A 26,989-nucleotide genomic window follows, 5' to 3' on the forward strand; every position below is an offset into this window, starting at 1 on the left:
GGAGCATGGGTATGACAGTCGGCGGGTATGACGGGTCGCAACAGCCTTTTTTATGTCCGTTGCGGCGTCTGCGTACCCTGAGACTGCGGAACTGGGTTTCTCCCCTGACAAGCCGCCTGATGATGGTCAATTTCCTTCCGCTGCTTTTCATGGGGGGGATGCTGCTTTCCATCAATGCCGTGCGGAACACGCTTCTGGCCGAGAGTGTGGAAGCCTTGCGGGAACAGGCTCGTATTTATGCGTCCGTTCTTCAGCAGGCGCAGCGTGTGGAGCCGGGCAAGGAGAGAATCAGCCTTGATACGGCGCAGGCACATGTCCTTCTAGAGGATATGATCCGGTTTAGCCGTAATGCGCAGGTCAGACTCTATGCGCCTAACGGGTCCGTGTTGACAGAAAGCCGTAAGGGGGACTTCGAGGTAGGGGGGGCCCGCTGGCAGCCAAATATCAATGTGGCAGATCGTGTTTATGGTTGGGTGCTGGCCATGATTCCCCTGCGGACGAGAGAAGGGCTCGTACCGCTTGATAACTCGACCATATCGCAGGATTTTGGGCATGAGACGGATGAAGACGTCCATATGAGCCCACAGGATGAGCTTCCTCCCTATATACGCTTAACAGCTGAGCATGAGCTGGTCATGACCGTTGTGGAGCCCGTGGTCGTAAAGGGGAAGACGCTCGGTGTGCTTCAGTTGACCCGGTATAATGCCGATATTGACCGTGCCATTATCAAGGTACGGTGGGTTATCATCATTATGCTGCTGTTGGGGATGGGGGCAGCCGTGCTGCTTTCATGGTATTTTGCCCTGACACTGGCCCGCCCTTTGCGGCGGCTCGTTGAGCGCTCCAGAGAAATGCGGGAGCCGGGAAAGGGACGGGTGGATGGCCTGCCTTATTCCCTTCTGAGTCGGCGGGATGAGATTGGTGAACTGGCCCGGACCTTGCGGGAGAGTGCTCTGGCTCTATGGGCTCGGATGGATGATGTGGAGCGGTTTGCCGCCGAGGTCAGTCATGAGCTGAAGAACCCGCTTTCTTCGATCCGGTCGGCATTGGATACTCTGCCACGCATTACGGATAGTCAGGCACGGGACAGGCTGCTCTGTATTCTGGGGGGAGATGTCAAGCGGCTTGAACGGCTGATTGCCGATATTTCCCTTGCCAGCCGGGTGGAAGGGGAACTCCAGCGGGGCGAGCGGGAAGCCGTGGATGTGATTGCTCTGCTGGGGCTGTTCGTGGAGGTTAATGAGGCGACCCGTCAGGAGCGAACCGTGGATCTGGTGCTCTCTACACCAGAGGGGGATGACGCTCTGTGCGTGTTTGTGGTGCGGGATCGTCTGGTACAGGTGCTGCATAATTTGATTGGCAATGCCACGTCTTTCTCGCCAGCCGGGGGAACAATCGGGTTGAAGGTTCGTCCTATACAGGGTCCGCCGCAGTTGCAGGAAGATGGGACAATCATGCCCGGTGGTCCGGCGATTGAGATCGCCGTGGAAGATGAAGGGCCGGGTGTCCCTCCGGCCCGGCTGGATAGTATTTTTGATCGGTTTTACTCAGAGCGCCCGGCAGGGGAGCATTTTGGGCAGCATTCTGGTTTAGGGCTGGCCATAAGCCGTCAGATCATTACGGCTTTTGAAGGCACCCTGCATGCCGAGAACCGGGAGGAGTTTGACCCACAGACTGGTGAAAAGCGGATATGTGGGGCTCGTTTTGTCATCCGTTTGCCCCGTTTCATGCCCTGCTGAGGTCCCGCCCGCTGGAAAAATGCCTCGAAGGTGGGCGGTTTCTTGCGGATTGGAGACTGTGTTATGCTGCCGCCATCATGAAGTCGTGCCAGCGTGGCGCAGGGAGACGGGAGCAGGGGCATGAAGGCGAAGGATCAGTCTTTGCGGAACATTGTGCTGGTGACAGGACTTTCGGGTGCTGGCAAAGCCTCTATCCTGCGGATGCTGGAAGACCTTGACTATGAAGTCGTGGATAATCCGCCGCTTGATCTGTTCGATGCGCTGATACCTCAGTCCGGCCGCCGTCTTGCCATTGGTGTGGATGTTCGCAGCCGGGGGTTTGATTCCGGTCGTATTGTAGATTTTCTGACCCGTGCCCGGAGAGAACCGGACTGTTCGGCGCAGCTCCTCTTTGCCACAGCGGATTATGATGTTCTGCTGCGCCGCTTCACGGCTACAAGGCGGCGGCATCCTCTGGCGGGAGAGGGTGGTGTCCTTCGTCCCGCATTGGAACAGGAGGCTGAGATGCTGGCCTCGCTGCGGGCGGTGGCTGACCTTGTGATTGATACCAGCGACCTGCCCCTGCCTGATCTACGCCAGATGATTGAGGCCCGCTTCAGTGCCGGTGCTGGGACCATGCTGTCCGTGGCACTGATGTCGTTTGCTTACCCGGATGGCCTTCCCCGAGAGGCAGACATTGTCTTTGATGCCCGTTTCCTCCGTAATCCTCACTATGATGAAGCCCTTCGCCCTCATACGGGTCTGGATGCCGATGTGGCGGATTACGTTACGGCTGATCCGTTTTTTGGAGGGTTCTATGGGCATGTTCTGGGGCTGGTGCAGATGGTTCTGCCCCGCTTTGCTCAGGAGGGAAAAAAATACGTCACGATTGCCGTGGGGTGCAGCGGGGGGCGGCATAGGTCGGTGACCGTTGTGGAGGCACTGGCACGGGACCTTGCAGGGAATCCTGAGATCATCAGCCTGCGTGCTCCGATCATGGTGCTTCATCGGGAGCTGGCCCGTAAGGGGCTTGCTGCTTGCCGCTGGGCCATACCGCCTGATGAGGCGTCATAAGCATGAGGAGCAAGGTAGCCAGTCGGGTAAAGACGGTGGATAAGGACAGGCCGGAAGCAGCCAGTGGGCCGGAGTTCAGCCGTGAGGTTTTGACTCGTCTGGAAGACGCAGCCCATTGGTGCCAGCATCGTGGGCAGAGGCTGACAGCGGTACGGCGCTTGGTTCTGGGGCTTGTTCTTTCAGAGGAGCGGCCTCTGGGGGCTTATGACATTCTTTCCCTTTTGCGGACCTATCAGCCGAGGGCCGTGCCGCCGACAGTCTATCGGGCGCTGGATTTTCTTTTGGAGCAGGGGCTGATCCACCGTATCGAGCGGCTCAGTGCTTTTGTGGGGTGTCACCATCGGCTGGATTGTGGGGAATGCTGTACGTCTCATAAGGCATGGGGCGTGCATAGAGCGCAGTTTCTCATTTGTCGGCATTGTGGGCAGGTGCAGGAGCTGGAACAGGATGTTGTGGCCGCCGTGCTGTTGCAGTCCGCACGAGGGCAAGGATTTCGGGCCGAAGCCGCCACTGTGGAAATTGAAGGACTCTGTGCCCGCTGTTCCAGTAGCCAAAAATTGTGCCCGGCAGAAAAATGACCATGCCAGTGTGGCAGGTCTTTTCCATTCTACAGGGCGCAGTTTAGCTAGGGTTTTTGTTCTTTCCCGGAACTGTGATCTGACGTGAAAATGTAACCTGTAGGTCGGGTCGTTTTTTGTGATAATGAACGATCTTATTCAGGGAGTCTCCCTGCCAATAAAAAGGTCGATGTTATGAACAGGACAACTGAGTCCCCTCGTCCCGCTGTCGATCCTGCAGCGAGAAGGCGGGTACTGCTCGTCTGTATTCTGGCCTCCCTTGCGGGGCTGATGTGCGGGATGGATATCGGTGTCATTTCTGGTGTGCTGCGCCCGTTTGGTCTCCAGTTTCATGCGTCCACGGTGGCGCTGGAATGGATTGTCGGGGGGATGCTTGTCGGTGCGACAATCGGTGCCCTGACAGGGGGACAGCTGACCCAGCATCTGGGGCGTAAATATACCCTGACGGTTGCTGCGGCAGCATTCTCTATCGGTGCTGCAGGCTGTGCGGCATCGCAGTCCATCGCCATGATGATCGTATGCCGTGTGCTGGTCGGTTTTGGTATGGGGCTGTCCGATTTCTCCACGCCGCTCTATCTTTCCGAGGTGGCCCGGACAGAACAGCGTGGGGCGATGGTGTCGCTCTATCAGCTGCTCAAGACGATTGGCATTTTTCTGGCCTTTTTCTCCAATAGCTGGTTTGCCGTCTCTGGTTCATGGCGCTCCATGCTGGTCGTGGAGGCTGTGCCGGCTGTCGTCTTCCTGCTGATCTTCCTGTTCCTGCCTCAGAGCCCCCGCTGGCTGATGATTAAGGGGCGTGAGGATGAAGCGCTGGAGACCATGACCCGTCTGCGTGATGCGCCTTCACAGGCCCGTCAGGAGCTGAAGGCGATTGGCGAACAGCTTCAGACGAAGGAGGAAGGATGGAAGCTGCTCCGGACCAACCATAATTATCGCCGTTCTGTAGGGCTGGGGATGCTTCTGCAGATCATGCAGCAGTTCGCTGGCATTAACATCATCATGTACTATGCTCCACGGATTCTGGAGACGGCCCATTTCAGTCTGGAAGCGCAGATGTGGTGCACCGCACTGATCGGGCTTGTCAACGTGCTGATGACGTTCGTTGCTGTTGGCTATTCCGACCGCTGGGGCCGTAAGCCTATCCTGTATGCTGGTTATGTCAGCATGGCAGCGAGTATGGCCATTCTGGCATTCCTGCTCTGGTCTGGAACCACGACACTGCCGCTACAGCTGCTGGCTCTGGCTATGATCATCATCTTTGTGGGTGGGTTTGCCATGTCTGCTGGTCCGCTCATGTGGGTCATCTGCTCGGAGATTCAGCCGGGTGCCGGGCGCAGTCTTGGGATTTCCATTTCCACCGGCACGAATATGCTGAGTAATCTTCTGATTGGGACAACCTTCCTGAGTGTTCTGGAGCTGATTGGCGGGCCAAATACTTTCTGGCTGTTTGCCATCTTCAATGCTCTTGGTGTCGTGTTACTCTATCTCTTTGTTCCGGAAACCAAGGACGTTTCTCTGGAGGATATTGAGAAACGCCTCATGAGTGGTGTAAGACTGCGTGACCTTGGCCGTTAACTGAAGATAAACTCTGTTCATTTGCCAACGGGCGGGAGCGGCAGGTTGTCTCTCCCGCCCGAAGCGTGTCTGGCGGGCAGAAATATCTCACAGTCGGGCCAGTCAGGTTGGTTTGTCAGCTTCAGAGAGGTGATGTTCTTCATATGGTAGATGAAGTCGATCCACGTACCGTTCCCTCCGGTATGGGCGATGATGGTGACGATACGTCATTCTTCGACCCAACAAAGTTCAAGATTCTGGTCATTGGGGTTGTAGCCGCTCTGGCGGGTCTGATGTCCGGTATTGATATTGGTGTGGTTTCCGGTGCGCTGGATTTTTTCTCTCGTGAGTTCCACCCTTCCACCATTGCACTTTCATGGGTTGTTAGCTCCATGATGGCTGGTGCGGCAGTTGGGTCTGCCAGTGCCAGTAAGCTCGCTCAGCGCATCGGCCGTAAACGGGCCTTGATCTGCGGGGCGGGGGTTTTCGTGGTTGGGGCGCTTGGCTGTGCGCTGAGCTGGTCTGTGGCGTCCATGATCACCTTTCGTGTGGTGATGGGGTACGCTGTTGGCTTGTCCGCTTTTACCGCACCGCTTTATCTCTCCGAGATTGCCAGTGAAGAATCCCGAGGGGCCATGATTTCCACCTATCAGCTGATGCTGACGGTAGGAATCTTTGTGGCTTTTCTGGCGGATACATATTTCTCCTATAGCGGTAGCTGGCGGGGTATGTTCGGTTTTGCGGCGGCACCGGCTGTTCTGTTCTTCATCGGGGTGCTTTTTCTGCCTTACAGCCCGCACTGGCTGGTGATGAAGGGCCGCCATAAAGAGGCAAGACGGATCTTGCTGGACCTGCGGAATGATCCGCTGGAAGCCGCAAAGGAAATTCAGGCCATCCGTGAACAGCTGGAGACAAAGCAGGAGGGCTGGGCGCTGCTGAAGCGGAACAGCAATTTCCGGCGTTCTGTCCTTCTGGGGATTGTCCTACAGGCCATGCAGCAGCTGGCGGGCATCAATATTGTGATGTTTTATGCCCCGAAGATTCTTCAGGCAGCGCATTTTGATACACATGCGCAGGTCTGGTGCACGGCCATCATCGGGCTTGTGAATATGCTGGCCACATTTGTGGCTGTCGGGCTGGTGGACCGTTGGGGGCGCAAGCCTATCCTCTATGTCGGTTTTGCTGTCATGGCGATGGCGATGGGTATTCTGGCCTATCTGCTGCATGAAGGTATGGCAGAACAGGCATCTCAGATGATTGCTGTCTTTGTGCTCATGGTTTTCTGTGCTGGTCATGCCATGTCGGCAGGGCCGTTGATGTGGGTGCTGTGTGCTGAGATTCAGCCTATACAGGGGCGTAATTTCGGCATGTCTATCTCTACCCTGATGAACTGGATGGCCAATATGGGCGTGAGCGTGAGCTTTCTGCCGCTTATGGAGACATTCGGGGCTTCGGGTACGTTCTGGCTTTTGGCTGTGTTGAACTTTCTCTTTATTGGTCTGACATATCTGTATGTGCCAGAAACCAAGGGTATGTCTCTGGCCAAGATTGAGGAACGTCTGATGAGCGGCGTGAAGCTGCGCAAGCTGGGCCGCTGAAGGTAGAAGGAACCATCACGGTCGAGGCGTTTGAGTGTCGCCGTGATGAACAAGCTGATTGATATGAAAAAGGCTCCCCACGATTTGGGGAGCCTTTTTCTTTGAAAGGGCAGGTCTCGTTAGAGAATGAAGGGTGCCAGAGCGCCCAGATGGCTGCTGAGTTCCTTATGCTGCACTTCATTCAGGTACAGGGCCAGCAGAGGGAGGAGCCATGCTGTGGTTTTGCGGTCCATTTCTGTCAGGGCGGCAATGGTCTTCAGTGAGAAGGCAGGAGACTGCAAAGCCATTTCTGCCAAACCGAAGGCAGGGAGTGTAAGCCATGACTCACCAGAGGGCATCATCTCCTGCGGGAGAGCGTAGAAGCATTCCCAGAGCGCCACTTTCATCCTGTTTGGCATTAGGGGCTCGTTGGGAGGAGAACACAGGAACTGCCCCCGGCAAGCAAAGCCACCCTGCTGCCTTAGGGCAATGGCGGTTTCCGCAATGACGGGGAGAATGTCATAGCGAGGCAGTCCGCTGAGCCGGCTGTCATGCAGCAGGAAGAAGTCCTTGATGGTGTGTGAGCCATCCAGACCGAAAAGGAAGGCTGCTCTCGGATATTTCTGGCTCTGCAACATGTAGAGCTGGAAATCATCATTAGGCTGGTTTGGATCGCCCGTGTCGCAGAGCAGATCATTTACAAGCCCAGGCCGCCGCGGGTCTTTGGGATAGAGGGCGAATATTTTGAAATGAGTTGGGTTATACCGTGGGCAGGGAGGTACAAGCCCGTGCTCTGGTGTGTGCTGCGTACGTATCTGTTCCAGTGCCACAAGAGTACCGGATGTGATGACAGGTTTGATCCAATGTAGGGCATCGACTGTCTTGTCACGGCGGGGTGATGTATCTTCGACTTCGTCCCACTGGGTCAGCTCATGTTTGTCCAGCAACAGCTGGATGTCCTTGCGGTTGCGGGCACGCCCAACGAACTGTTCCAGACTTCTGTTCTGGAAGTGCATCAGGTTTGCTACGGACCAGTCTGGCTGGTCTTCTGTAATCCCGCGGGTTGAAGACCAGTTAATGGGCTGGCCAGAGGAGGTTACGTATCTGCCTTTCTTTAGTGGGAAATAATGTACATTGACCCACTCATCCTTCTGCCAGAAGGAAGGGCGAATGAAGCTCTTGACGTGGCGGTTGATAGCCTCATCCTGTGTGCTATGGCGGCTGAAGCTGTGGAAGGGGGGCAGGTTGGGTGTTGTGATGTGCCCGTTATGACCATAAGTCTGCCAATGCAGCGCCACAGCCCCGACATCCGGTTCCATTGACCCCAGAAATTCGGTCAGGGTCTGGTGTACATGCAGCTTGGCATATTCATCCGTATCCAGAAAACCGATCCAGTCATATTGATCATGAATGGCATTCAGCGCATCCAGATAGACCTGTCTCTGCCGGTTCAGATGGCTCTGTTCTGTTAGGTCGAGGCTGTGTTCCTTGACGTGGAACAGGCGTATGTCCCAATGCAGGCTGGCGGCCTTGATGAGGTCTCTTGTGCCATCCTGTGAATCATCGTCAAACAGGATGAAACTATTGACGCCAAGCAAGGCATGCCATGCCAGCCAGTACAGGATGTCATGGGCTTCGTTCTTGATGATGCCGACCAGAGCAATTTTCATGAGATAATACCGGAATCCTGCGGTTCTATGGTTCAGCGGCGGAGAGCTGCAAGGCTACGGATGCCAGACCGGCTCATCTCCTGTAGCAGTTCCTGTTTCAGCCGTGTCAGCACTGCTGGGCCTTCATAAATGAAGGTGGTGTAGATTTGTACAAGGTCAGCACCCATTTTCAGGCGGTCGAGAATGTCTCGTCCGGTCTCAATACCTCCAGAGGAGATGAGACAGAGCTGTCGAGCATTCAGTTCGCTGACGAGGCCCAGAACATCACGGGCTCTTTCAGTGAGGGGGGCACCGGAGAGACCGCCTGTTTCCGCACGGTGCGGGCTGTGGAGGCTAGCCGGACGGGCGAGGGTTGTGTTGGTCAGGATGAGGCCGTTCACACCGCCATCAATAGCTGTCCGCAGAATGGGAGCATAGGCCCTGTCCTCAAGGTCAGGGGCCAGCTTTACCAGCAGGGGCGGGCGGTCAGGATGCGCTGTCTGGATGGCATCCAGAATACGGGCCAGCATGTCCGCCGCCTGAAGATCCCGAAGTCCCGGCGTGTTGGGTGAAGACAGATTTATGGTGATGTAGTCGGCATAGGCTTTGGTCCGCCCCACCAGAGCAGGATAATCAACAAGCGGGTCGGACCCTGTTTTGTTGATGCCGAGATTAATGCCAATCGGGGCGCTGGCGGGTTGTACCTGCCCATTTCGGTCCGGCCGGAAAAGCGGAGCCAGATTCTGGCAGAACTGGTCGATTCCGCAACTATTGAAGCCCATGCGGTTGATGATAGCCCGGTCTTCCGTCAGCCGGAAAAGACGGGGCCGGGGATTGCCGGGCTGGGGCCGGGGTGTGACCGTGCCTGTCTCCACAAAGCCAAAGCCCAGATTGGCCAGTCCCCGTACGGCACGGGCATTCTTGTCAAACCCGGCGGCCAGACCGATGGGGTTGGGGAAGGAGAGTCCCAGCGCCTCGGTCCGTAGGGCAGAGTGATCGGGTTTGCCATGACCGGCAAGCCCGTGGGCGATACTGTGGATAGCCAGTTCATGAGCCGTTTCAGGGTTGAGACGGCGCAGTAACCAGGTGGCTGTTTTTCCGATATCCAGCATTCACTCTCCCCTTACTGATGATTAAAAAATCTTTCAGAACGCATGACCTATCTTGTCAAGGAAATTCCTGTCAGCTCCCTTGCATGGAGCGTGCCAGATCAAGCGGATCATGGGCCAGCCTGTCCATGTCATGGCTCATCAGTTTCCCTGCAAAAGGCGTACCCATCGATATATTTTCAACGGTCTCTTTATCATAGACGTAACGGGCGTCATTGCCAGAGGCCTTGCGTAAGAAGTGTTTGGAACTTCAATTTCTAGGATGGCATCCCTGAATATCAAAGATGTGTTAATGAAAGGGAACAACGTCATGAAGGTGGCTTTGCTTGTGAGGCCGATCCGAGGAAACAGGGTGTGAAGGAGGACAGGAAAGCATGAGCTGGGATGAGCTGTATCTGGAGACCTGCTGCCGTTCGGCCCTGCACAGGCTGGTGCTGAGCGGCAAAGTGGGGCGCCCGGTTGGTCCCCCGCCAGAAGGGCGGATGCTCGACTTCCGGGCACCGCTCAAGGACCGTTCCTGCCTGATGAGGATGGAAGGCATGGGGTTGGCGCATCAAAGGGATGATGGTCGCTTTGAGGTCACGCAGGCTGGAGAGCAACGCCATGACCGGGAAATCCTTTCAATGAAGCGTGCCCGGCATCGCCGGAGGTGATGACGCAGATCGTTTGGGCCGTGTTTGCGCTTTGAAGGGGGGATCGGTAAAATCGTTGCCCGATCTGCTCCACGAAAACCTGACAGGTACCCTGCATCCATGCCGAAACCGATTTCTCTGCCTCCCATCACTCTGGGGCCGGGCTGCGTGATTGATGACCCCGTCATCCTTGCTCCCATGTCTGGCGTTACGGACCTGCCTTTCCGCCGGCTGACCAGAGAGTTGGGCGCCGGGCTTGTCATCTCAGAGATGATTGCCTCATGGGCTATGGTGCGTGAGAACGAGCGGACCCTGAGCATGGCCCGGAGCGCAGGGGCCGGTGGTGTCAATGCCGTCCAGCTGGCCGGGTGCGACCCGCAGGCCATGGGGGAGGCGGCAAAGATTGCCGTGGCAGGTGGTGCGGATGTCGTGGACATCAATTTCGGCTGTCCGGTCAAGAAGGTGGCGATCGGCCAGATGGCCGGGTCGTCCCTCATGAGGGATGAGCTGCTGGCGGCCCGCCTTCTGGAAGCCACCGTCAAGGCTGTGGATGTTCCCGTGACGCTGAAAATGCGTATGGGCTGGGATCACGATCATCTCAATGCGCCCACTCTGGCCCGTATTGCCGAGGATGTGGGCATCCGCATGATTACGGTCCACGGGCGTACACGCCAGATGTTCTATAATGGTCGTGCGGACTGGAAGTTTGTTCGCAAGGTCAAGGATGCTGTGAAGCTGCCGGTGATTGTGAATGGTGATATCGTCAGCATGGCCTCTGCCCGTCAGGCCCTAGCCGATTCCGGAGCCGATGGACTCATGGTGGGGCGGGGTTGTTATGGGCGCCCGTGGTTTCTTGCCCAGCTGGTCCAGTCCCTGCGGAGTGGCGTGGACGTACCGGACCCTGATCTCGCTACGGAGAAAGAGATCGTCCTGAAACATTATCACATGATGATGGATTATTTTGGCGAGCGGCCTGGGCTGCGCCTCGCCCGTAAGCATGTCTCATGGTATTCCGCTGGTCTTCCGGGGTCTGCGGCGTTCCGTGCAGAGGTGAACCGGCTGGATGAAGCACCGGCTGTTATTGCTCTGCTGGAGCGGTTTTATGATGAAGCCATTGCGGCCGGTATCGTGCGTGACCGTGAAGCGGCTCTTGCCCGGCATGCTGCGTAATGGGTGATCAGACCGCCCGAGAGGTCCGGGCCATGCGGCCCCTGTTTCTGTATGGGGCCAGCTCGCAGGAGCGTCTTGATGTCGCTCAGAGGATTCACACACATAGTCCCTGCTCTGGCGGGGCTTTTGTTGTCGCCGGGCTGACGGCTGTTCCTCGTGCTTTGCGGGAAGAACGGTTATTCGGCACGGCAGGGAATGGCTGGCTGGAACAGGCACGTGGTGGCACGCTTCTGCTGGATGAGCTGGATTGTCTCTGCCCTGCACTTCAAAAACGTTTTGCAGCCTTTCTGGCGCATAGGCCGCAGGCCGGGCGGGAGGAAACGGTGCGGATCGTGGTGGCCAGCCGCCACGATCAGGCCACTCTGCTGCGACATGGTGGGTTGGAAGACGGGCTGAAACACTGGCTGGCTTCCCTGCCAGCGGAGCAGTGCCTCGGACCGGAACGTCTGCGAGCTGTGCGGGCTTTGTCCAGCGACCGCAGCGGCGGGCTGGCGGCGATGTTCGAGCCTGTCATGCGCAGTTATGTTCGGGCCGGACTGGAGGCAGGAAGCTGTAATCTGCATGGCAGTGTGGTGGGTGCTGTGGAACGCCCCCTCATCACTATGGCGTTGCAGCATACGGGGGGTAATCAGCTTCGAGCGGCTTCTCTTTTAGGGCTGAACCGCAATACGCTGCGGAAGCGCATCAAGGAACTGCACATCACCGTGCCACGACCCGGTTCACGGTCAGGGGACCGCTGAAAAGAAAAGAGACAGTCATGATCCGAGCTCTTGCCGTAAAAGTGCGTTCGTCCATCGGGCGGCTGACCAGCCCTGATGGTGTGGTGCTGCTTACGGTCATTGCCCTGATCCTGACCTTCGTGACCTTCATCGTGCTGGCGGGTGGCGTGTCTCTGGCACGGGTGCCACGGGCACAGGCCCTGCTGTTTCTGATGGATTTTATTACCATCATGCTCATCGGGGCGGCGGCGGTACGGCAGATTGGGCGTATGCTGGCCGAACGGCGTATGGGGCAGGCAGGGGCACGGCTTCATAGCCAGCTTGTCATGTTGTTCGGTGTGGTAGCCGTGGCGCCTACCCTGATGGTCGGGGCTTTGTCGGCATTATTCTTCCATTATGGTGTGGAAATCTGGTTTTCCAATCGGGTCAACACGGCATTGAGTGAAGCCCGTTCCGTGGCGGCGGGGTATCTGCGGGAACATAACGAGAATACGAGGACAGAAGCCTTCGCTCTGGCCAATACGCTTCTGACTGTTCAAAATGACGAGATGTTCGCCCATGGGACGGATTTGTTCCATGACCAGTCCCGCCTTCAGGCCCTTCTGGAAGATGAAGTGACTGAGCGTGGATTGAATGATGCGATCATCTTCAACCCGATCACCTACAAGATCATTGCAACAGGGGGACTTCTGGCCATCAGGGCCGGAGACCCGGAGAAGGAACTGCCGCCTCGGTCTGTTGCGGCTATGGCCCGGACGGGTGAGGTCGTGTTGCTGGACCAGCCAGAGGCGCAGGTGGTGCGGGGTGTGGTCTCGCTGGGGGGTAATTCCGGTCTTATGCTGGTTATTACCCGCCCTGTGGATCCGGAAATTCTGCATCATATGACCCGCACGAACACGCTGGTGCAGGATTACCAGCGGATGCTGAACAACCGTGGAAAGACGCAGCTGACGCTTGTCGTTCTTCTGGCGTTGATGGGTTTGCTGGTTCTGGCTGTGGGGATGCTGAGTGGTCTCTCACAGGCCAATCGGATTACCCGCCCGCTCAGTCTGCTCATTCGGGCATCCTGCCGTATTTCCAGAGGCGACCTGACAGCCCGTGTCCCTGTGGAGAGCCGAGGGAATCGAGAGGATGAACTGGTTGCCCTGTCCCGGTCTTTCAACCTGATGGCCAGCCAGCTGGCGAGCCAGCGTTCTGAGCTGATGGTGGCCTATGACCAGATCAATGAGCGCCGCCGCTTTACGGAGACCGTTCTGGCGGGCGTGTCGGCTGGTGTGATCGGGCTGGATCATGAGCAGAATATTGAACTGCCTAATCGAGCAGCCTCTTTCATTCTTCAGCGTGATCTGGAGCAGGCGAAAGGATGTCCGCTGGTGGAGCATGTGCCGGAGTTTGCGGCATTGTTGCGTGCCGTGCGGGAACATCCTGAAAAGGAACATGGCGCCCAGATACAGATTGATACGGAAAGTGCTCGTGCACCGGGTGGGCCGGGTAGCGGTGGTGGCGCAGGCGCTGGGCGGACCCTGCTTGTCAGCGCTGTAGCGGATCAGAATGGCCATGAAGATAGAGGGGGCTATGTCGTCACTTTCGATGACATAACCCTGTTGCAGGTAGCGCAGCGTAAGGCGGCATGGGCGGATGTGGCCCGTCGCATTGCCCATGAGATCAAGAATCCGTTGACGCCCATCCAGCTGGCGGCAGAGCGCTTGAGACGGCGATTCCATAAGGAGATTACCAGCGATCCCGAGATTTATGACCAGCTTATCAGCACGATTGTGAGGCAGGTCGGGGATATTGGGCGCATGGTGGATGAGTTTTCATCATTCGCCCGGATGCCTCAGCCGGAGATGGCTGAGCATGATCTTGTTCGCCTGTGTCGTGATGCTCTGTTCCTTCAGCAGAATGCTCATCCAGAGATTGCCTATCGGCTGGATGTTCCCGCTGGCGGGCCAGTCATGGTACGGTGTGACCATCGCTTGATTGGTCAGTCTCTCATCAATCTGCTACAGAATGCTGCTGATGCCATCCTTATGACAGGACGTCCTGTTACTGAGGATCAGCCCGTGGTGGGCTGGATTGTCCTCAGCTTGACGCTTGAGGATGGAGCGGCAATCATTGGCGTAGCTGATAATGGTGTGGGTCTGCCTGCTGGGGAGCATCAGCGTCTGACCGAGCCTTATGTTACCCATAAGGAAAAGGGAACCGGGCTTGGGCTGGCTATTGTGCACCGGGCCATGGAGGCCCATAAGGGGCGGCTGCATTTGCGTTCCCTGACAGAGGAGGAACGCCGGGCACTTGCAGGTAGCGGGGATGAGGGGATAGCTGGCACGTTGGTTTCTTTGAATTTCCCGCTGGTGGACAGGAGCCCTGCAACAGAAGGCGTAGGCGGAGCATGAAGGTATCCCATGGAGCATGAGATTCTGATCGTTGATGACGAGCCGGATATCCGCTTCCTGCTGGCCGGGATTCTGGAAGATGACGGTTACGTTACACGAAGCGCTGCGGAGTCTGATGAGGCCATCCGTGCCTTTAGGGAGAGCCGTCCTTCACTGGTCATATTGGATATCTGGCTTCAGAACTCCCGGTTGGACGGCATGGCTCTGCTGCGCCTGTTCCGGGAAGAACAGCCAGATGTGCCTGTCATCATGATTTCTGGCCATGGAACGATCGAAACGGCGGTGTCCAGCCTTCATCAGGGAGCTTATGACTTTTTGGAGAAGCCGTTTCAGTCCGATCGTCTTCTGGTCATTGTACGCCGTGCGTTGGAAGCTGCACGCCTGCGGAAGGAAAATGCTGAGCTGCGCCTGCGTGCCGGAGAGCAGAGCACGCTTATGGGTAATAGTGCGCTCGTCAATGCGTTGCGGGGGCAGATCAGCCGGGTGGCACCTACAAATTCCCGTGTGCTGATTACAGGTCCTGCCGGTGCGGGTAAGGAAGTTGTTGCCCGGATGATCCATGCCGAGTCCAAGCGGGCGGAAGGGCCGTTTGTGGTGCTGAACTGCGCCGCTCTGGCACCTGACCATCTGGAAGAAGAACTGTTCGGTGTGGAAGGCACGGGAGACCAGCCGGGGCGTCCGGGCCTGCTGGAGCGGGCCCATAAGGGCACTCTCCTGCTGGATGAAGTAGCCGATATGCCGCTGGAAACACAGGGCAAGATCGTGCGGGCTTTGCAGGTCAATACGTTCGAGCGTCTGGGGGGCAGCCATAGCGTGAAGGTGGATGTCCGTGTGCTGGCCACAACCAGCCGGGACCTTCAGGCAGAAATTGCGAGACGCCGCTTTCGGGAAGACCTTTATTATCGTCTGGCAGTTGTACCGTTGCAGGTTCCGGCCCTTTCGGAGCGGCCGGAGGATATTCCGGTCATGGCACAGTATTTTCTGGAAAGCTGTGCCCGGTCTTCAGGCCTTCCCGTTCGGACTCTGGCCGTGGATGCGCTGGCCTGTCTTCAGACCTATGAATGGCCGGGCAATATTCGTGAGCTTCGGAACCTGATGGAGCGGATGCTCATTCTGGCCCCCAGTGGAGATGGTGAGGGGCAGAATGTCATCCGGGCGGACATGTTGCCGGAGGTCGTGCGGGAGGGGGCCCCTTCCATGACCTGCCTGACGCCTGATGCGGATGTGATGAGCCTGCCCTTGCGGGAGGCACGGGACCAGTTCGAGACACAATATTTACAGGTCCAGCTGATGCGCTTTGGTGGTAACATCAGCCGGACAGCTAATTTTGTCTGCATGGAGCGGAGTGCACTGCACCGCAAGCTCAAGCAGCTGGGTGTAACACAGGAAGATCGGTCTGCTGCTCTGTCAGGGCGTGACGGGCAGGATGGGAAGTGATGAAGGAAGCCATGTCAGAACAGATGAAGGATGATGTGCAGGAGCTGTTTCTCTCCCATGTGCAGCAGCGGGAGGAGCCGGTAACGGTGTTTCTGGTCAATGGGGTTAAGCTTCAGGGGGTCATTACACGGTTTGATGCCCGGACCGTGCTGCTCCGCCGGGATGGGCATGTGCAGCTTGTTTATAAACATGCTGTCAGCACCATCATGCCCGTGGCGGCTCTGTCAGACCTGCCCTGATCCGTTTTCCGTATTTGGGGATGCTTGTGTCCTGTCCGGTTCCGCCCCATATGAGGCGGGCCTGAAAACAGGCCATTATAGACTTTAAAGACAGGATATCCCGGATTTGAGACGCCAGCCCCAGGAAACCGCCCGTAAACCCACCCTTGCCGCTGTCATTCTTCCTGCCGAGAAGCAGGCCTTTACCGAGGGCCGTGCAGCAGAGGCACGGCTGGAGGAGGCGGTGGGGCTGGCAGCGTCCATCGGTCTGGAAATCGTTCATACGGCTATCTATCCCCTGCGGACGAAGCGGCCCGCCACCCTTCTCGGTGCGGGACAGTTGGAAGAACTGACGGAAATCGTTAAGGCGGAGTCGGTCGGGGTTGTGGTGATGGATGCCCGTTTGTCCCCTGCCCAGCAGCGCAATCTGGAAAAAGAGATGGGCTGCAAGGTGGTGGACCGTACCGGCCTGATTCTGGATATTTTCGGGGCCAGAGCTGCCACACGGGAAGGTGTGCTTCAGGTTGAGCTGGCGCATCTGGAATATCAGCGGTCCCGCCTTGTCCGGCTTTGGACGCACCTTGAACGTCAGCGTGGCGGGTTCGGCTTCCTTGGGGGGCCGGGTGAAACGCAGATTGAAGCGGACAGGCGGATGCTGGATGAGCGTCTGGTCAAGCTGCGGAAGGAGCTGGAGCAGGTCCGCCGGACCCGTGGTCTGCATCGTCATGCCCGCCGTAAGGTGCCGTTCCCGGTTGTGGCTCTGGTTGGCTATACCAATGCGGGGAAATCCACTTTGTTCAACCGGATTACCGGGGCGGGCGTTCATGCGCAGGATCAGCTCTTTGCCACGCTGGACCCGACCATGCGGAACCTGACCCTGCCATCAGGTCGCCGGGTGATTTTGTCTGATACGGTGGGCTTCATCAGTGATCTGCCGACTGAACTGATCGCTGCCTTTCGGGCTACGCTGGAAGAAGTGGCCGAGGCTGACATCATTCTGCATGTGCGTGATGCTGCTCATCCTGATAGTGCCTCCCAGCGGGAAGATGTGCTGTCTGTTCTAAGTGACATGACAGCAGATGGAATGCTGGATGAAGCATGGCCGGAACGGACGATTGAAGTTCTTAATAAGGCTGATCTTCTGGGGGGTACGGAGGCCGTGCCCAAGCGTGAGGGCAGCGTGGCGGTTTCCGCCCTGACAGGGGAAGGGCTGCCGGACCTCATGGAGGCCATAGATGCCTTCATGACACGCTCCATGAAGCATTTTTTGGTGCATGTACCTGTCACGGATGGAGCGGCACTGGCGTGGCTTTATGAACATGGCGAGGTGATGGAACGTCTGGATGAGGAGGAGATGCTGCATCTGCGGGTCCGTCTTTTCCCGGCAGACCAGCAGCGTTTTGCCCGACAGTTCCCGGCCCTGCCGCTCAGCCCGGAACAGGCGGCCTGATAAAGAAAAACCCCCGACAGGAAGCCTGCCGGGGGTTTTCTTCATCCGGAGATGATGTTTCAGATGGTGAAGGCGTCTTCGTTCGACTGTTCAGTCAGGATGCCATGCTGGGCATGATCCAGCCCGCAGACGGTGACTTCCTTGCCATGCTTGCGGAACTTCTCGACAATTTTCTCCAGTGTCTGCACGGCGGTAATGTCCCAGAAATGGGCATGGGAGAGGTCAAGCGTCACCCGATGGGCATGGGTGTTGTAGGCCATGGCTTCTGCCATCAGATCGGCCGAGGCAAAGAAGATCTGCCCCTGTATGTGGTGGGTCAGTATGTCATGGTCTTCTGTGGAGCGGACCTGCACCAGCCGGGAGGTGTGCCATGCGAAGAACAGGCCAGAGAGCAGGACACCAACCAGCACGCCAGCCGCCAGATTATGGGTGAGGACCACCACGCCGACAGTGACGAGCATCACGAGGCTGGTCAGTTTGGGCTGGTGGAACAGGTCTTTCAGGCTGCTCCATGCAAAGGTACTGATGGACACCATGATCATGATGGCCACGAGGGCAGCGACTGGCACACGGGCGACCCATGGGTGCAGTACGACCATCAGCAGCAGGAGGAAGGCCCCGGCCGTGAAGGTGGAAAGCCGTCCCCGCCCGCCATAGCGCAGGTTGCCGACTGTCTGGCCAATCATGCCACATCCGGCAATTCCGCCGAACAGCCCTACGAAAATGTTGGAAATGCCCAGCCCCGTGCATTCCCGCTGCGGGCGGCTGTGCGTGTCGGTCAGCTCATCCACAACGCTGGCGGTCATCAGGGATTCAAGTAGTCCGACAGCGGCCACGGCCAGTGCGTAAGGAAAGGTGATGGCCAGTGTTTCCGCATTCAGGGGGAGGTGCGGCAGGGTCAGTTCCGGCAGGCCGGTCGGTAGGGCACCGAGATCAGAGATAGTGCGCACGGGCATCGGATGAATGATGGTGATGGCCGTCAGGATGACGATGCAGATGAGCGGTGAGGGAATCGCCTTGGAAAGGCGTGGCAGGAGATAGATGATAACCAGCCCGATGATGATGAGCAGATGCGTCTGCCAGCTCACCCCCAGCATCTGCGGGACCTGTGCGGAAAAGATGAGAATGGCCAGCGCATTGACGAAGCCTGTGCGAACCTCGCTGGAGACGAAGCGCATCAGGGAATGAAGGCGCAGTAGTCCAAAAATGACCTGCAATCCCCCAGCCATCAATGTGGCCAGCAGCATATACTGTACGCCATGAGTATGAACCAGCGGTGCCAGTACCAGCGCTACCGATCCAGCCGCACCGGAAATCATGCCCGGTCTGCCGCCAAAAATGGCGATGGAAACGGAAATGACAAAAGAGGCAAACAGAGAGATAGCCGGAGAGACCCCAGCAATATAGGAGAAGGCGATGACCTCAGGAATGAGGGCGAAAGTGCCTACCATGCCTGCCAGTATTTCTCTTATGGGGCGTTGGGTCCATTGCTGGATATAGGAATCACTGGCCATAGATGTGGCGGGTCCTTCTCTCTGTTGCGGCTATGGGGGCAGGAACATGGCACTGCCTCGGGATCACCGTATTGGAGAGCCCGGTGCGGCTGGTCGTCCTACGACTATAGGATGCCCATGGAGGGCTGTGAAGCATTGTGGCCATGCCGTGCCCGGAGCCTGCCAAGGGGCTTGGTCTATGGTGCTGAATGGAAAAACTCTAAAAAAATATAACAAAAATGCGTTTGGGGGCTGGACGGAACAGGCAGGATTTAATAAACGTCAGGTCGCTGTGTGGCGGATGTAGCTCAGTTGGTAGAGCGCCGGTTTGTGGTACCGGTGGTCGCGGGTTCGAATCCCGTCATTCGCCCCAGCAGTTCCCCTTGAAAAACTGAACGCTCGCAGCAGGCTGAGCCCTGAGCCCTGAGCCCTGAGCCCTGAGCCCTGAGCCCTGAGCCCTGAGCCCTGAGCCCTGAGCCCTGAGCCCTGAGCCCTGAGCCCTGAGCCCTGAGCCCTGAGCCCTGAGCCCTGAGCCCTTTACTGTTCCTGTGTTACGACACTCAGCACATGCAGCCGGTCAAACCGGGCGTCATCGCTGTTGTCGGTTGAGATATGGGCAAGTTCTTCCAGAGAAAGCGGGCCGGTCTTAAAGGAGAGGGCACGCCGTTCCGGGCTGAGAAGGAAGTCCAGCACTGGAGCTAGAATGGGACGCTGGAGCGCCAGAGCGCTGAAGCGTGGCGTGATGACATAGCCCTGTGCGGTCATCGTGGGACCTTTGGTTGTCTCCGTGGCAGCGGTGGCATTTTCTGTACCTTCAGCAGGTTTGTTCTCGTCTGTTGAGGCGGCAGCAGGCTGGTGATTCAGGATGCCGTAATAAGAGAAAATATCCAGCCCCTGTACCGTCAGTTCTGTGCTGAGACACTGGCCCGCCTGAAGAAAGCGTGACGTGCTGTCGTCAGACATATGAAGCGGGTTGATATCAGGCAGGCTGAGTTCTGCCGTCAGGTTGGTGGGGCTATCCTTGCCGAATACAGTGTGCAGTTGGAGGGCCATGTGCCAGTCGCCCATCCTCTGCTGTGTTGTCGTGCTGATATGATAATCCGCAGGCATGCTGACAGGGGATGGTATCAGGGATGGCGGTGGTGACAGACGTGTCGTCAGTCCCTGAAGGTCCGCTTCTGTATGCATATTGTCTTTCTCGCCCCGGCGTTCGCCTGAGAGATGAGCCAGAATGAGGGTGCGGCGTAGGTCCTGCTGGTTGAACAGAAGGGACAGGCCGGAGATTTCCAGCTTGCCGGGTTTTTCCCATAGGGTGGCGGCAGGGTCCTGCCAGAAGCTTTCCGCCGGATTATCCGTATGCTGGAAAGGGCGTTTCAGCCACTGGATGTAGCCCTGCCGTGCCTCCAGATGGTCGAGTGCCAAATGCATTTCCATGGGGTCGGCAGACTGTGTTGTTGTGCTGTCGGAGGATGGAAGAAGTATCTGCTTCAGAACGGGCGGTATGGCGCTGGCTTTGCCTTCTGGCAGCTGCACCGAGAGAGATAATTCGTTCATGAGCGTATGGACACGCATCCCCTGTCCATAACCTTCCACGACCAGCGTGCCAGCAGAAAGAGCCTGAATGGTGAAGGGCCGGACAGGACCATGATCCGTTTTTTCAGGCGCAGTGTCCGTGCGGAGCACATGAAGCTGCGTGAGCTGCATATGTTCAAAGCGGAGGGCCGTTACGTCTTCCGGCTCAAAAGACATGATGGCGGCCAGAGACCTCATGCTGTCTGCTTCACCATGACCTTCATGCAGCGTTTCAGCGGATGAAGGAATCAGAAGGTGATGAAAGGCGGCCTCGGTAGCGGTGATCTGGTGGGTCCGGTTGGTATAGCTGGGGGCATCCAGCAACAGGCTAGCCAGACTCAACGTGCCGCTGGAGAGCATTTTGGGGTAGCCGAAGCGCACCCGCCGCGCATGAAAGCTCGTATCCTGATAGTGGAAGGATACATCATACAGGGTTACGCCACCGAGCAAGAACGCAGGCCGGACTTTCCCATAATGAAAGACGGCTCCAGCGGGTAGGGCGCTCTGGAAGCGCTCCAGCGCATGGGAAAGACGGACCCCAGCCTCCCGGTATATGCCGAGTCCTCCCATGATGAGGACAAGAATGGCCAGACCGAGGGGCAGCTGTAACCGTTTCATGCAGAAAAAACCTCATGTGGCACTCTGATTCAGGAGGGCACAATACCACCGGCAGGGCTATGGGCAAACAGAAGGAGATGTTTGGGTGGGAAAACAGGAAAAGTTGGGAAGAAAATTTTACGGTATAATAATACCACATAACGAAAAATGCTGGTTTTCTGCCATTTTTTGTTCCTCTGTTGAGAAACAACCCTCTTGACCTTTTGCTCTGCTCCCGCAATAAGGCCACATCCTGAATCTGTTTTCGGCTTTTGATGGTTCCGCCTTACGGGGTGAGCCTCTGCTGGGGACAGTCCTTTTCCTGGTGCTGCGATGTTGTGGCGCCTCAAACTGGAAATGATACGTCATGAAGACCACACTTTCGCTGAAACCCGCGGAGGTGACGAGAAACTGGATCCTGATCGATGCCGAAGGGCTGGTTCTGGGCCGTCTCGCCACCATCATTGCAAACCGTCTGCGCGGCAAGCACAAGCCGCAGTACACGCCGCACGTTGATTGCGGTGATGCGGTTGTTGTCATCAACGCTGAGAAGATCGCTCTGACAGGCAACAAGGTCGGTCAGAAGCTCTTTCACTACCACACGGGTCACCCGGGTGGGATCAAAGAGCGCACCATCACGCAGCGCCTTGAGGGCAAGAACCCCGGTCAGGTCGTGGAAAAGGCCGTTGAGCGTATGATCACACGTGGTCCGCTCCAGCGCGCCCAGATGAAGCACCTGTATGTCTATGCTGGCACGGAACACCCGCATGAGGGTCAGAAGCCTGTGAAGCTGGACGTTGCTTCTCTGAACCGCAAGAATACCCTGAACCGTCAGTCGTAAGGTCTGCCATTATGTCAGAAACTCAAGAGCGCCCCGCCGCCGAGCTTACCGGCACATTGCAGGACCTGGCCAATGCGGCTCCTGCTGTTGCCAATGCAGCACCTGTTTATGAAGCCAAGCGTGATGCGCAGGGCCGTTCCTATGCAACGGGCCGCCGTAAGGACGCCGTGGCTCGCGTGTGGATCAAGCCGGGTAAAGGCGAGATCACTGTGAACGGTCGCCCGGTCACGAACTACTTCGCCCGCCCTGTGCTGCGCATGCTGATCACTCAGCCTTTCCTGCTGACAGACCGTTACAACCAGTTTGACGTGTACTGCACGGTAACAGGTGGTGGTCTTTCCGGTCAGGCTGGTGCTGTCCGTCATGGTATTTCCCGCGCCCTGACTCACTATGAGCCGGAGCTGCGTGGCGTGCTGAAGATGGCTGGCTTCCTGACCCGCGACAGCCGTGTCGTTGAGCGTAAGAAGTACGGTAAGGCTAAGGCCCGCCGTTCCTTCCAGTTCTCCAAGCGCTGATTTTTCAGCCTTTTTGGGAAACTGGCAACGGCCAGAAAAACCCTCACCCTACCGGGTGGGGGTTTTTTTATGGCCGTATGAGAGGAGTAGGGAGTGTTTGAAATAAAGTTTCAAATTAATGTCATTAAAAGACATAGTATTTCACATAACACCCCCTTGACGGCATGGGCCATAATCCCGGAAATGGGGTAACTTTGGCTTTATCGGTAAGGCAGGAAAGCATCATGGCAGATTTCAGGATTGAACGGACCAAAACCCCCACATCAGCCGAGCAGCGACAGGCCCTGATGGTGGACCCGAAGTTTGGGCGTGTCTTTACGGATCATATGGCTGTTATCCGCTATACGGATGGCAAAGGCTGGCATGATGCCAAGATCATTCCTCGTCAGCCTTTGCAGATCGACCCGGCTTCTACGGTGCTGCATTACGGGCAGGAGATTTTCGAAGGGCTGAAAGCTTATCGTGGCAAGGGGGGAGCCGTCACTCTGTTCCGTCCGGAGGCCAATGCGGCTCGTTTTGCGGCCTCTGCTCGCCGTCTTTCCATGGCAGAGCTGCCGGAGGAGCTTTTCCTCGGTGCCATCAAGGAACTGCTGAAGGTGGATCGGGACTGGGTGCCGTCCAACCCGGAGCAGAGCCTCTATCTGCGCCCCTTCATGATTTCCAATGAGGTGTTTCTGGGCGTGAAGCGGGCCAATGAATATCTGTTCATTGTGCTGGCCAGCCCTGTGGGGGGGTATTTCAGCGGGAATGGCAGTATTCCGGTCTGGGTGTCCGAGACCTATACCCGTGCAGCACCCGGCGGTACGGGTGAAGCCAAATGTGGGGGTAATTACGCCTCCAGCCTGCTGCCTCAGCAGGAAGCAACAGACAATGGCTGTAGTCAGGTCCTGTTCCTTGATGCAAAAGAACGCCGCTTTATTGATGAAATGGGTGGCATGAATGTCATGTTCGTCCGCAAGGATGGTAGCGTGGTGACGCCGCCACTTGGTGGGACAATCCTGCGTGGCATCACGAGGGACAGCATCCTCAAGCTGGGCCGCAAGCTGGGCCTGACGATGGTGGAGGAGCCTCTGGCCATTGATGAGGTGTTCAAAGCTGCTGAAGCGGGTGAGATCACGGAAGCCTTTGCTTGCGGCACGGCGGCGGTCATTTCACCAATTGGCGAGTTCCGCCGGGAATCCGGTTCTGTGGCGTTCGGTGATGGCAAGACAGCAGGCCCCATCACCATGAAGTTGCGTAATGCCCTGTGCGGCCTTCAGCGTGGTGAAGAAGCTGATCCGTTCGGCTGGGTTCACACCGTATCCCTTTAACGGTGACATCGCCCGCCAGAGATTGTTAGTCGGTCTCTGGCAGGGCGGCTTTTAGACGTTCCTGAAGCGTTGCCATGAGCTCTGGGTCCTGTGGAGCGTTGGGCTCGCTGAGTTCCCTCTGCATGGCTTGAAGAATGTCTGGCGTAGCGTCTTTCACGGCCATGCGCCAGTAACGGAGGGCTTCATCAGGCTGGCCCATGCTGAGCAGGGCCGTGGCGTAGTTATGCTGCCCTCGATAGTCCCCGCCATCGGCAGAACGCTGATACCATTCCAGCGCTGCGATAGGGTTGGCTGGGGTTTCCCACCCTTCTTCAATGAAACGGGCCAGCAGGTTCATGGATTTTGCATGACCTCGCAGAGCCGCACGGCGGAACAGCAGAAAGGCTTTCCGCCGGTCCGGCTCCACGCCCAGTCCCCGCATGTGGCAGATACCCAGATTATAGATGCCCCACAGATCATCCAGCTGTGCAGCTCTGTCATAGTGGCGCACGGCGTCTTCAAGGCTCAGCGGGCAACCCCAGCCGAACTGGGAGCAGCGGCCCAGCATGTTATGGGCAGGCCCATAATTGGCGGACGCAGCAATGGTGAACCATTCCCGTGCCTTGTCTACGTCACGGGGGACGTACTGGCTATCCAGCAGGACCTTGCCCCACAGAACCTGCTCCAGCACATGGCCATTCCGTGCCTTTTGATAGATTTCAGCCAGATTGTCCGGCAGGTCTGGTCCTTCAATCGGGCGGGCTGATGAACGGCTGATGAACCGGCGGATTCGGGCGAAAACCATGGGGTTCCTTACTCTGCTGGACCGGGGGAAAAGGCTAGACCGGCATAGTATCAGCTGGTGGCGTTGAGGTCAGGTCAATAATCTTCGATCAGAAGACGGCGCTGTATCAAGATATATATCGGGGATACTCCCCCTTGGTGCGCGCTGCGGGACTTGAACCCGCACGTTCTAACCGAACTCGAGATTTTAAGTCTCGTGCGTCTACCATTCCGCCAAGCGCGCAGAGGGAGCGAGGGTTTCTATATCATAGCCAGCAGGTGAGCACCATTCTGTGTAAGCCATTTTTCAGCTTTTCTGCGTCCCTGTCCGCCACCCGGTGCATATTGGTCCACCAGAGCCCAGAAGTCCGGCCCATGGTTGAAATGGCTGAGATGGGCGAGCTCATGCACCATCACATAGGTGTAGATGTCCGATGGCGCCATGATGAGCCGCCAGCTGAGCATGATGCGCCCCTGCCGTGTGCAGCTTCCCCAGCGGCTTTTGACATCACGCAGGCTGAGCTTGGCAGGGTTGGCCTGCATCCGTGCACTTTGCTGTTGGAAAAGGGGTGGAAAAACGGTTTCAGCACGGCGCTTCAGGAAGGAATGAAGATAGCGGGAATGTTCTTCTGGCGGATGGCCGATATGCAGCCCTGCTTCTGTCAGGCGAGTGCGTCCGTCCATTTCTGTGGTGGGTAGGATGGGTGTAGGGGTTCCTTCCAGCCATATTTCGCCTTGTTCCATGGCAGAACGGGGCAGCTCCTCAAGGGCTTGTGCAACCCATTGGGACTGGCTCTGAAGAAAGCGCATCCCCTGCTGGCGGGTCACACCGGCAGGCAGGGTGATGACGATGGCACGTTTGTGGATGTCCAGTCGGAGGATGATCCGCCGTGCCCGTGATGAGGTGCGCCAGAGAACAGGCGGAGCCAGCATGAAAAATCAGCCGTTCTGGTCCCGGCGGGGGGCTATACAAGGTGGGGCGTTTTCCGGCCAGTTGCCGGGCCAGTCGGTGATGTGATCTTCCAGCATGCCTGCCCGCCTTTCACTGATGCAGCGTCCGCCAGCCGAGGCACCTGCCTGCACAACGGTTTCATGCGTGCCACTGCGGAGGGGGTGCCATTCTGGCAGGTCGAAGCCATCCCGCAGGAGGCGATAGGCGCAGCTGGGGGGTAACCAGTCCACATCTTCCAGAATGGCCGGCGTCAGGGAGATGCAGTCAGGAACTTTTTTCTGGCGCCGTTCATAGTCGGTGCAGCGGCATGTCTGTGTGTCGAGCAGGCGGCAGGACACGTCAGTCCAGACGATTTCATCCGTATCTTCATCCCGCAGCTTGTTCAGGCAGCAGCGACCACAGCCATCGCAGAGGGCCTCCCATTGGCTCGGCGTCATGTCCTGAAGGGAGGTGGTCTGCCAGAAGGGGGGCTGGTCTGTCATTGTTGAAACTGCTTTGCCTATGGGGCTGGAGGAGACAGATGAGCAAGCCACGTTTTGAAGCGTTCGCTCAGGAATAGTGCATGTGTTGCCCAGAAACTGTCACTGATTTCAAGTGATTCGGCAGGGAAAGGCGTTGGCAGGGTTGGAAGATGTGGCGGGTTGGTCAGCAGGATCGCCTTGGTCTCGCTGGTTTTTTCTGCCGAAAGTGTTGCCGGAATCCCCCAGACGGCAGGGCTGTAAAGAATGCTGTTTTCCTGCGCCTGGTAGGGACGGGCCAGTGTATGTCTTGTCTGGCCGGAAAAGATGATGGCGCTGGGTATGACGCCCATCAGAACAGCTTGTTCCCGCAGGATATGATAGGCCTCCGAGGGGGAACGCCACCAGATGATATAGGGAATGAGCTGGTTAAGCTTGCGAAAGGCCCGGTCGATCCCTTGGGGGGTGGAGAGTTCCTTATAGATCAGAGCCGGAGGGACGCCATCAGCCAGCAGGGCGATCTCCAGCGTCATGCGTGGCCCTTGAAAGAAAGCCCGCTGCCCCGGATAGCGGGCAACGTCCCAGAGTGTAGCCCAACGGGGCGGTGAGCTGATGCGTGAAGGGTCCCAGAACAGGATGTTGCGGAAGAAACCAGCTGGCATACCACAGGCACCGAGAGGGTGTATGGGTTGCAGCCATGCACGGGCGCAGGCAATGGCGGATTCCGTGCTGTCGAGCATGATGGCTTGTATGAATTGTGGATAGGCGAGAGTTTGCCGTTTGATTTCCTCCAGTCCGCCCCCGTTCCGGCTGATAAAATGGAGAGACAGGTTCCCCGGGCTGCTCAGTATCGTGCTGATGAGGCTTCGTTCTGGTATGGCCCAGTAATAGAGGGGAGACGGAGCTTCCTCCCCTGTCTGTCCAGCCTGTGATGATGAGGAGGTTGGTGGCGTATCAGGCGTAGCTGTGGCCGCAAGCACGGGTGAAGCCGGAACCATCATCATGGTGGCCAGCATTTTCCCCGGTGGCAGCAGGTGCCGTGCGGGACGGCAACGGTTCCGGACGTACCTCCCAGCATGGTGGATGACTACCGCAGCAGAGCGCAGTAGCTTGTGACTACGCAGGGAAGATGACGGGCACTGAAGGCTCCGAAGGTGGGTCATGCTCATGATGTTGCGATACCGTACAGACAGACATAAGGGACGAAT

The 26,989-nt window shown here is 57.4% G+C and carries 23 protein-coding genes and 2 tRNA genes; 16 read left to right on the forward strand and 9 right to left on the reverse strand.

Annotated features, from left to right (window positions below):
* Nucleotides 1–5: 5 nt before the first annotated feature.
* The 5 genes from NQF86_RS04815 (at nucleotide 6) to NQF86_RS04835 (ending at nucleotide 6,522) form a co-directional block, all read left to right on the forward strand.
* On the forward strand, nucleotides 6–1,739 hold the full coding sequence (locus NQF86_RS04815) for a sensor histidine kinase (RefSeq protein ID WP_266116508.1): 1,734 nt from the start codon (nucleotides 6–8) through the stop codon (nucleotides 1,737–1,739).
* Between the two features lie 120 nt (nucleotides 1,740–1,859).
* Nucleotides 1,860–2,792 carry an RNase adapter RapZ gene (gene rapZ, locus NQF86_RS04820; protein WP_266116509.1) on the forward strand — a complete coding sequence of 311 codons (933 nt, stop codon included), beginning with the start codon at nucleotides 1,860–1,862 and terminating at the stop codon, nucleotides 2,790–2,792.
* Nucleotides 2,793–2,794: 2 nt separating this feature from the next.
* Nucleotides 2,795–3,370 (forward strand): transcriptional repressor, encoded by a 576-nt coding sequence (locus tag NQF86_RS04825; RefSeq protein ID WP_266116510.1) that lies wholly within the window; start codon nucleotides 2,795–2,797, stop codon nucleotides 3,368–3,370.
* A 174-nt stretch (nucleotides 3,371–3,544) separates the two neighbouring features.
* The gene (locus NQF86_RS04830; RefSeq protein ID WP_266116511.1) at nucleotides 3,545–4,945 is read left to right on the forward strand and encodes a sugar porter family MFS transporter; all 1,401 of its coding nucleotides are present in this window, start codon (nucleotides 3,545–3,547) and stop codon (nucleotides 4,943–4,945) included.
* Nucleotides 4,946–5,127: 182 nt separating this feature from the next.
* A complete protein-coding gene (locus NQF86_RS04835) occupies nucleotides 5,128–6,522 on the forward strand; it encodes a sugar porter family MFS transporter (protein WP_266116788.1) in 1,395 nt (464 codons plus the stop codon).
* A gap of 119 nt (nucleotides 6,523–6,641) precedes the next feature.
* Here NQF86_RS04835 and NQF86_RS04840 read toward each other — a convergent pair whose 3' ends face one another.
* Complete coding sequence (locus NQF86_RS04840) at nucleotides 6,642–8,171, reverse strand: glycosyltransferase family 2 protein (RefSeq protein WP_266116512.1); 1,530 nt, start codon at nucleotides 8,169–8,171, stop codon at nucleotides 6,642–6,644.
* Nucleotides 8,172–8,203: 32 nt separating this feature from the next.
* Nucleotides 8,204–9,262, reverse strand: coding sequence for a quinone-dependent dihydroorotate dehydrogenase (locus tag NQF86_RS04845; protein WP_266116513.1), 1,059 nt, complete (start codon nucleotides 9,260–9,262; stop codon nucleotides 8,204–8,206).
* Nucleotides 9,263–9,633: 371 nt separating this feature from the next.
* Here NQF86_RS04845 and NQF86_RS04850 point away from each other — a divergent pair, with 371 nt between their 5' ends.
* The 7 genes from NQF86_RS04850 (at nucleotide 9,634) to hflX (ending at nucleotide 17,281) form a co-directional block, all read left to right on the forward strand.
* Entirely contained in the window at nucleotides 9,634–9,912 is a 279-nt protein-coding gene (locus NQF86_RS04850) for a hypothetical protein (RefSeq protein WP_266116514.1), read from the forward strand.
* A gap of 99 nt (nucleotides 9,913–10,011) precedes the next feature.
* On the forward strand, nucleotides 10,012–11,061 hold the full coding sequence (gene dusB / locus NQF86_RS04855; RefSeq protein WP_266116515.1) for a tRNA dihydrouridine synthase DusB: 1,050 nt from the start codon (nucleotides 10,012–10,014) through the stop codon (nucleotides 11,059–11,061).
* Entirely contained in the window at nucleotides 11,061–11,801 is a 741-nt protein-coding gene (locus NQF86_RS04860) for a helix-turn-helix domain-containing protein (protein WP_266116516.1), read from the forward strand. Before dusB ends, NQF86_RS04860 begins: the two co-directional genes overlap by 1 nt.
* 17 nt (nucleotides 11,802–11,818) lie before the next feature.
* Nucleotides 11,819–14,176 (forward strand): sensor histidine kinase NtrY-like, encoded by a 2,358-nt coding sequence (locus tag NQF86_RS04865; RefSeq protein WP_266116517.1) that lies wholly within the window; start codon nucleotides 11,819–11,821, stop codon nucleotides 14,174–14,176.
* A 9-nt stretch (nucleotides 14,177–14,185) separates the two neighbouring features.
* On the forward strand, nucleotides 14,186–15,613 hold the full coding sequence (gene ntrX / locus NQF86_RS04870) for a nitrogen assimilation response regulator NtrX (RefSeq protein WP_266116518.1): 1,428 nt from the start codon (nucleotides 14,186–14,188) through the stop codon (nucleotides 15,611–15,613).
* 11 nt (nucleotides 15,614–15,624) lie between these two features.
* Nucleotides 15,625–15,852: an RNA chaperone Hfq gene (gene hfq / locus NQF86_RS04875; RefSeq protein ID WP_266116519.1), complete on the forward strand. Its 228-nt coding sequence runs from the start codon at nucleotides 15,625–15,627 to the stop codon at nucleotides 15,850–15,852.
* Between the two features lie 106 nt (nucleotides 15,853–15,958).
* Nucleotides 15,959–17,281 carry a GTPase HflX gene (gene hflX / locus NQF86_RS04880; RefSeq protein ID WP_266116520.1) on the forward strand — a complete coding sequence of 441 codons (1,323 nt, stop codon included), beginning with the start codon at nucleotides 15,959–15,961 and terminating at the stop codon, nucleotides 17,279–17,281.
* Nucleotides 17,282–17,340: 59 nt separating this feature from the next.
* On the opposite strand, the gene NQF86_RS04885 is transcribed toward hflX, so the two are convergent.
* Complete coding sequence (locus NQF86_RS04885) at nucleotides 17,341–18,795, reverse strand: SulP family inorganic anion transporter (protein ID WP_266116521.1); 1,455 nt, start codon at nucleotides 18,793–18,795, stop codon at nucleotides 17,341–17,343.
* Between the two features lie 276 nt (nucleotides 18,796–19,071).
* On the opposite strand from NQF86_RS04885, the gene NQF86_RS04890 reads away from it, so the two are divergent.
* Nucleotides 19,072–19,147 (forward strand) — tRNA-His (locus NQF86_RS04890).
* Nucleotides 19,148–19,311: 164 nt separating this feature from the next.
* Here the strand turns inward: NQF86_RS04890 and NQF86_RS04895 are convergent.
* A complete protein-coding gene (locus tag NQF86_RS04895; protein ID WP_266116522.1) occupies nucleotides 19,312–20,964 on the reverse strand; it encodes a hypothetical protein in 1,653 nt (550 codons plus the stop codon).
* A gap of 346 nt (nucleotides 20,965–21,310) precedes the next feature.
* Here NQF86_RS04895 and rplM point away from each other — a divergent pair, with 346 nt between their 5' ends.
* From rplM to NQF86_RS04910, 3 genes are all read left to right on the forward strand, one after another.
* Complete coding sequence (gene rplM / locus NQF86_RS04900) at nucleotides 21,311–21,784, forward strand: 50S ribosomal protein L13 (RefSeq protein WP_266116523.1); 474 nt, start codon at nucleotides 21,311–21,313, stop codon at nucleotides 21,782–21,784.
* Between the two features lie 11 nt (nucleotides 21,785–21,795).
* Nucleotides 21,796–22,299: a 30S ribosomal protein S9 gene (gene rpsI, locus NQF86_RS04905; RefSeq protein ID WP_043558030.1), complete on the forward strand. Its 504-nt coding sequence runs from the start codon at nucleotides 21,796–21,798 to the stop codon at nucleotides 22,297–22,299.
* Between the two features lie 224 nt (nucleotides 22,300–22,523).
* The gene (locus tag NQF86_RS04910; RefSeq protein ID WP_266116524.1) at nucleotides 22,524–23,609 is read left to right on the forward strand and encodes a branched-chain amino acid aminotransferase; all 1,086 of its coding nucleotides are present in this window, start codon (nucleotides 22,524–22,526) and stop codon (nucleotides 23,607–23,609) included.
* A 25-nt stretch (nucleotides 23,610–23,634) separates the two neighbouring features.
* On the opposite strand, the gene NQF86_RS04915 is transcribed toward NQF86_RS04910, so the two are convergent.
* The 5 genes from NQF86_RS04915 to NQF86_RS04935 all read right to left on the reverse strand — a co-directional run bounded on the left by NQF86_RS04915 (nucleotide 23,635) and on the right by NQF86_RS04935 (nucleotide 26,950).
* Complete coding sequence (locus NQF86_RS04915; RefSeq protein ID WP_266116525.1) at nucleotides 23,635–24,393, reverse strand: tetratricopeptide repeat protein; 759 nt, start codon at nucleotides 24,391–24,393, stop codon at nucleotides 23,635–23,637.
* Between the two features lie 135 nt (nucleotides 24,394–24,528).
* Nucleotides 24,529–24,615 (reverse strand) — tRNA-Leu (locus tag NQF86_RS04920).
* A 17-nt stretch (nucleotides 24,616–24,632) separates the two neighbouring features.
* On the reverse strand, nucleotides 24,633–25,304 hold the full coding sequence (locus NQF86_RS04925; protein ID WP_266116526.1) for a M48 family metallopeptidase: 672 nt from the start codon (nucleotides 25,302–25,304) through the stop codon (nucleotides 24,633–24,635).
* Nucleotides 25,305–25,310: 6 nt separating this feature from the next.
* Nucleotides 25,311–25,805: a YcgN family cysteine cluster protein gene (locus NQF86_RS04930; protein ID WP_266116527.1), complete on the reverse strand. Its 495-nt coding sequence runs from the start codon at nucleotides 25,803–25,805 to the stop codon at nucleotides 25,311–25,313.
* A 17-nt stretch (nucleotides 25,806–25,822) separates the two neighbouring features.
* The gene (locus NQF86_RS04935) at nucleotides 25,823–26,950 is read right to left on the reverse strand and encodes an extracellular solute-binding protein (RefSeq protein WP_266116528.1); all 1,128 of its coding nucleotides are present in this window, start codon (nucleotides 26,948–26,950) and stop codon (nucleotides 25,823–25,825) included.
* Nucleotides 26,951–26,989 lie beyond the last annotated feature (39 nt).

Source organism: Bombella pluederhausensis, assembly GCF_026385525.1.
GTDB classification, from domain to species: Bacteria; Pseudomonadota; Alphaproteobacteria; order Acetobacterales; family Acetobacteraceae; genus Bombella; species Bombella pluederhausensis.

What these genes read in the sequence shown, in the direction of transcription:
- ntrX (WP_266116518.1), top strand. Translation starts at nt 14,186, where the DNA reads ATGGAGCATGAGATTCTGATCGTTGATGACGAGCCGGATATCCGCTTC.
- hfq (WP_266116519.1), top strand. Translation starts at nt 15,625, where the DNA reads ATGTCAGAACAGATGAAGGATGATGTGCAGGAGCTGTTTCTCTCCCAT.
- rpsI (WP_043558030.1), top strand. Translation starts at nt 21,796, where the DNA reads ATGTCAGAAACTCAAGAGCGCCCCGCCGCCGAGCTTACCGGCACATTG.
- NQF86_RS04840 (WP_266116512.1), bottom strand. Translation starts at nt 8,171, where the DNA reads ATGAAAATTGCTCTGGTCGGCATCATCAAGAACGAAGCCCATGACATC.
- NQF86_RS04915 (WP_266116525.1), bottom strand. Translation starts at nt 24,393, where the DNA reads ATGGTTTTCGCCCGAATCCGCCGGTTCATCAGCCGTTCATCAGCCCGC.
- NQF86_RS04935 (WP_266116528.1), bottom strand. Translation starts at nt 26,950, where the DNA reads ATGAGCATGACCCACCTTCGGAGCCTTCAGTGCCCGTCATCTTCCCTG.
- NQF86_RS04845 (WP_266116513.1), bottom strand. Translation starts at nt 9,262, where the DNA reads ATGCTGGATATCGGAAAAACAGCCACCTGGTTACTGCGCCGTCTCAAC.
- rplM (WP_266116523.1), top strand. Translation starts at nt 21,311, where the DNA reads ATGAAGACCACACTTTCGCTGAAACCCGCGGAGGTGACGAGAAACTGG.
- NQF86_RS04930 (WP_266116527.1), bottom strand. Translation starts at nt 25,805, where the DNA reads ATGACAGACCAGCCCCCCTTCTGGCAGACCACCTCCCTTCAGGACATG.
- NQF86_RS04910 (WP_266116524.1), top strand. Translation starts at nt 22,524, where the DNA reads ATGGCAGATTTCAGGATTGAACGGACCAAAACCCCCACATCAGCCGAG.
- dusB (WP_266116515.1), top strand. Translation starts at nt 10,012, where the DNA reads ATGCCGAAACCGATTTCTCTGCCTCCCATCACTCTGGGGCCGGGCTGC.
- NQF86_RS04885 (WP_266116521.1), bottom strand. Translation starts at nt 18,795, where the DNA reads ATGGCCAGTGATTCCTATATCCAGCAATGGACCCAACGCCCCATAAGA.
- NQF86_RS04850 (WP_266116514.1), top strand. Translation starts at nt 9,634, where the DNA reads ATGAGCTGGGATGAGCTGTATCTGGAGACCTGCTGCCGTTCGGCCCTG.
- NQF86_RS04825 (WP_266116510.1), top strand. Translation starts at nt 2,795, where the DNA reads ATGAGGAGCAAGGTAGCCAGTCGGGTAAAGACGGTGGATAAGGACAGG.
- NQF86_RS04860 (WP_266116516.1), top strand. Translation starts at nt 11,061, where the DNA reads ATGGGTGATCAGACCGCCCGAGAGGTCCGGGCCATGCGGCCCCTGTTT.
- NQF86_RS04815 (WP_266116508.1), top strand. Translation starts at nt 6, where the DNA reads ATGGGTATGACAGTCGGCGGGTATGACGGGTCGCAACAGCCTTTTTTA.
- NQF86_RS04865 (WP_266116517.1), top strand. Translation starts at nt 11,819, where the DNA reads ATGATCCGAGCTCTTGCCGTAAAAGTGCGTTCGTCCATCGGGCGGCTG.
- rapZ (WP_266116509.1), top strand. Translation starts at nt 1,860, where the DNA reads ATGAAGGCGAAGGATCAGTCTTTGCGGAACATTGTGCTGGTGACAGGA.
- NQF86_RS04895 (WP_266116522.1), bottom strand. Translation starts at nt 20,964, where the DNA reads ATGAAACGGTTACAGCTGCCCCTCGGTCTGGCCATTCTTGTCCTCATC.
- NQF86_RS04830 (WP_266116511.1), top strand. Translation starts at nt 3,545, where the DNA reads ATGAACAGGACAACTGAGTCCCCTCGTCCCGCTGTCGATCCTGCAGCG.
- NQF86_RS04925 (WP_266116526.1), bottom strand. Translation starts at nt 25,304, where the DNA reads ATGCTGGCTCCGCCTGTTCTCTGGCGCACCTCATCACGGGCACGGCGG.
- NQF86_RS04835 (WP_266116788.1), top strand. Translation starts at nt 5,128, where the DNA reads ATGGGCGATGATGGTGACGATACGTCATTCTTCGACCCAACAAAGTTC.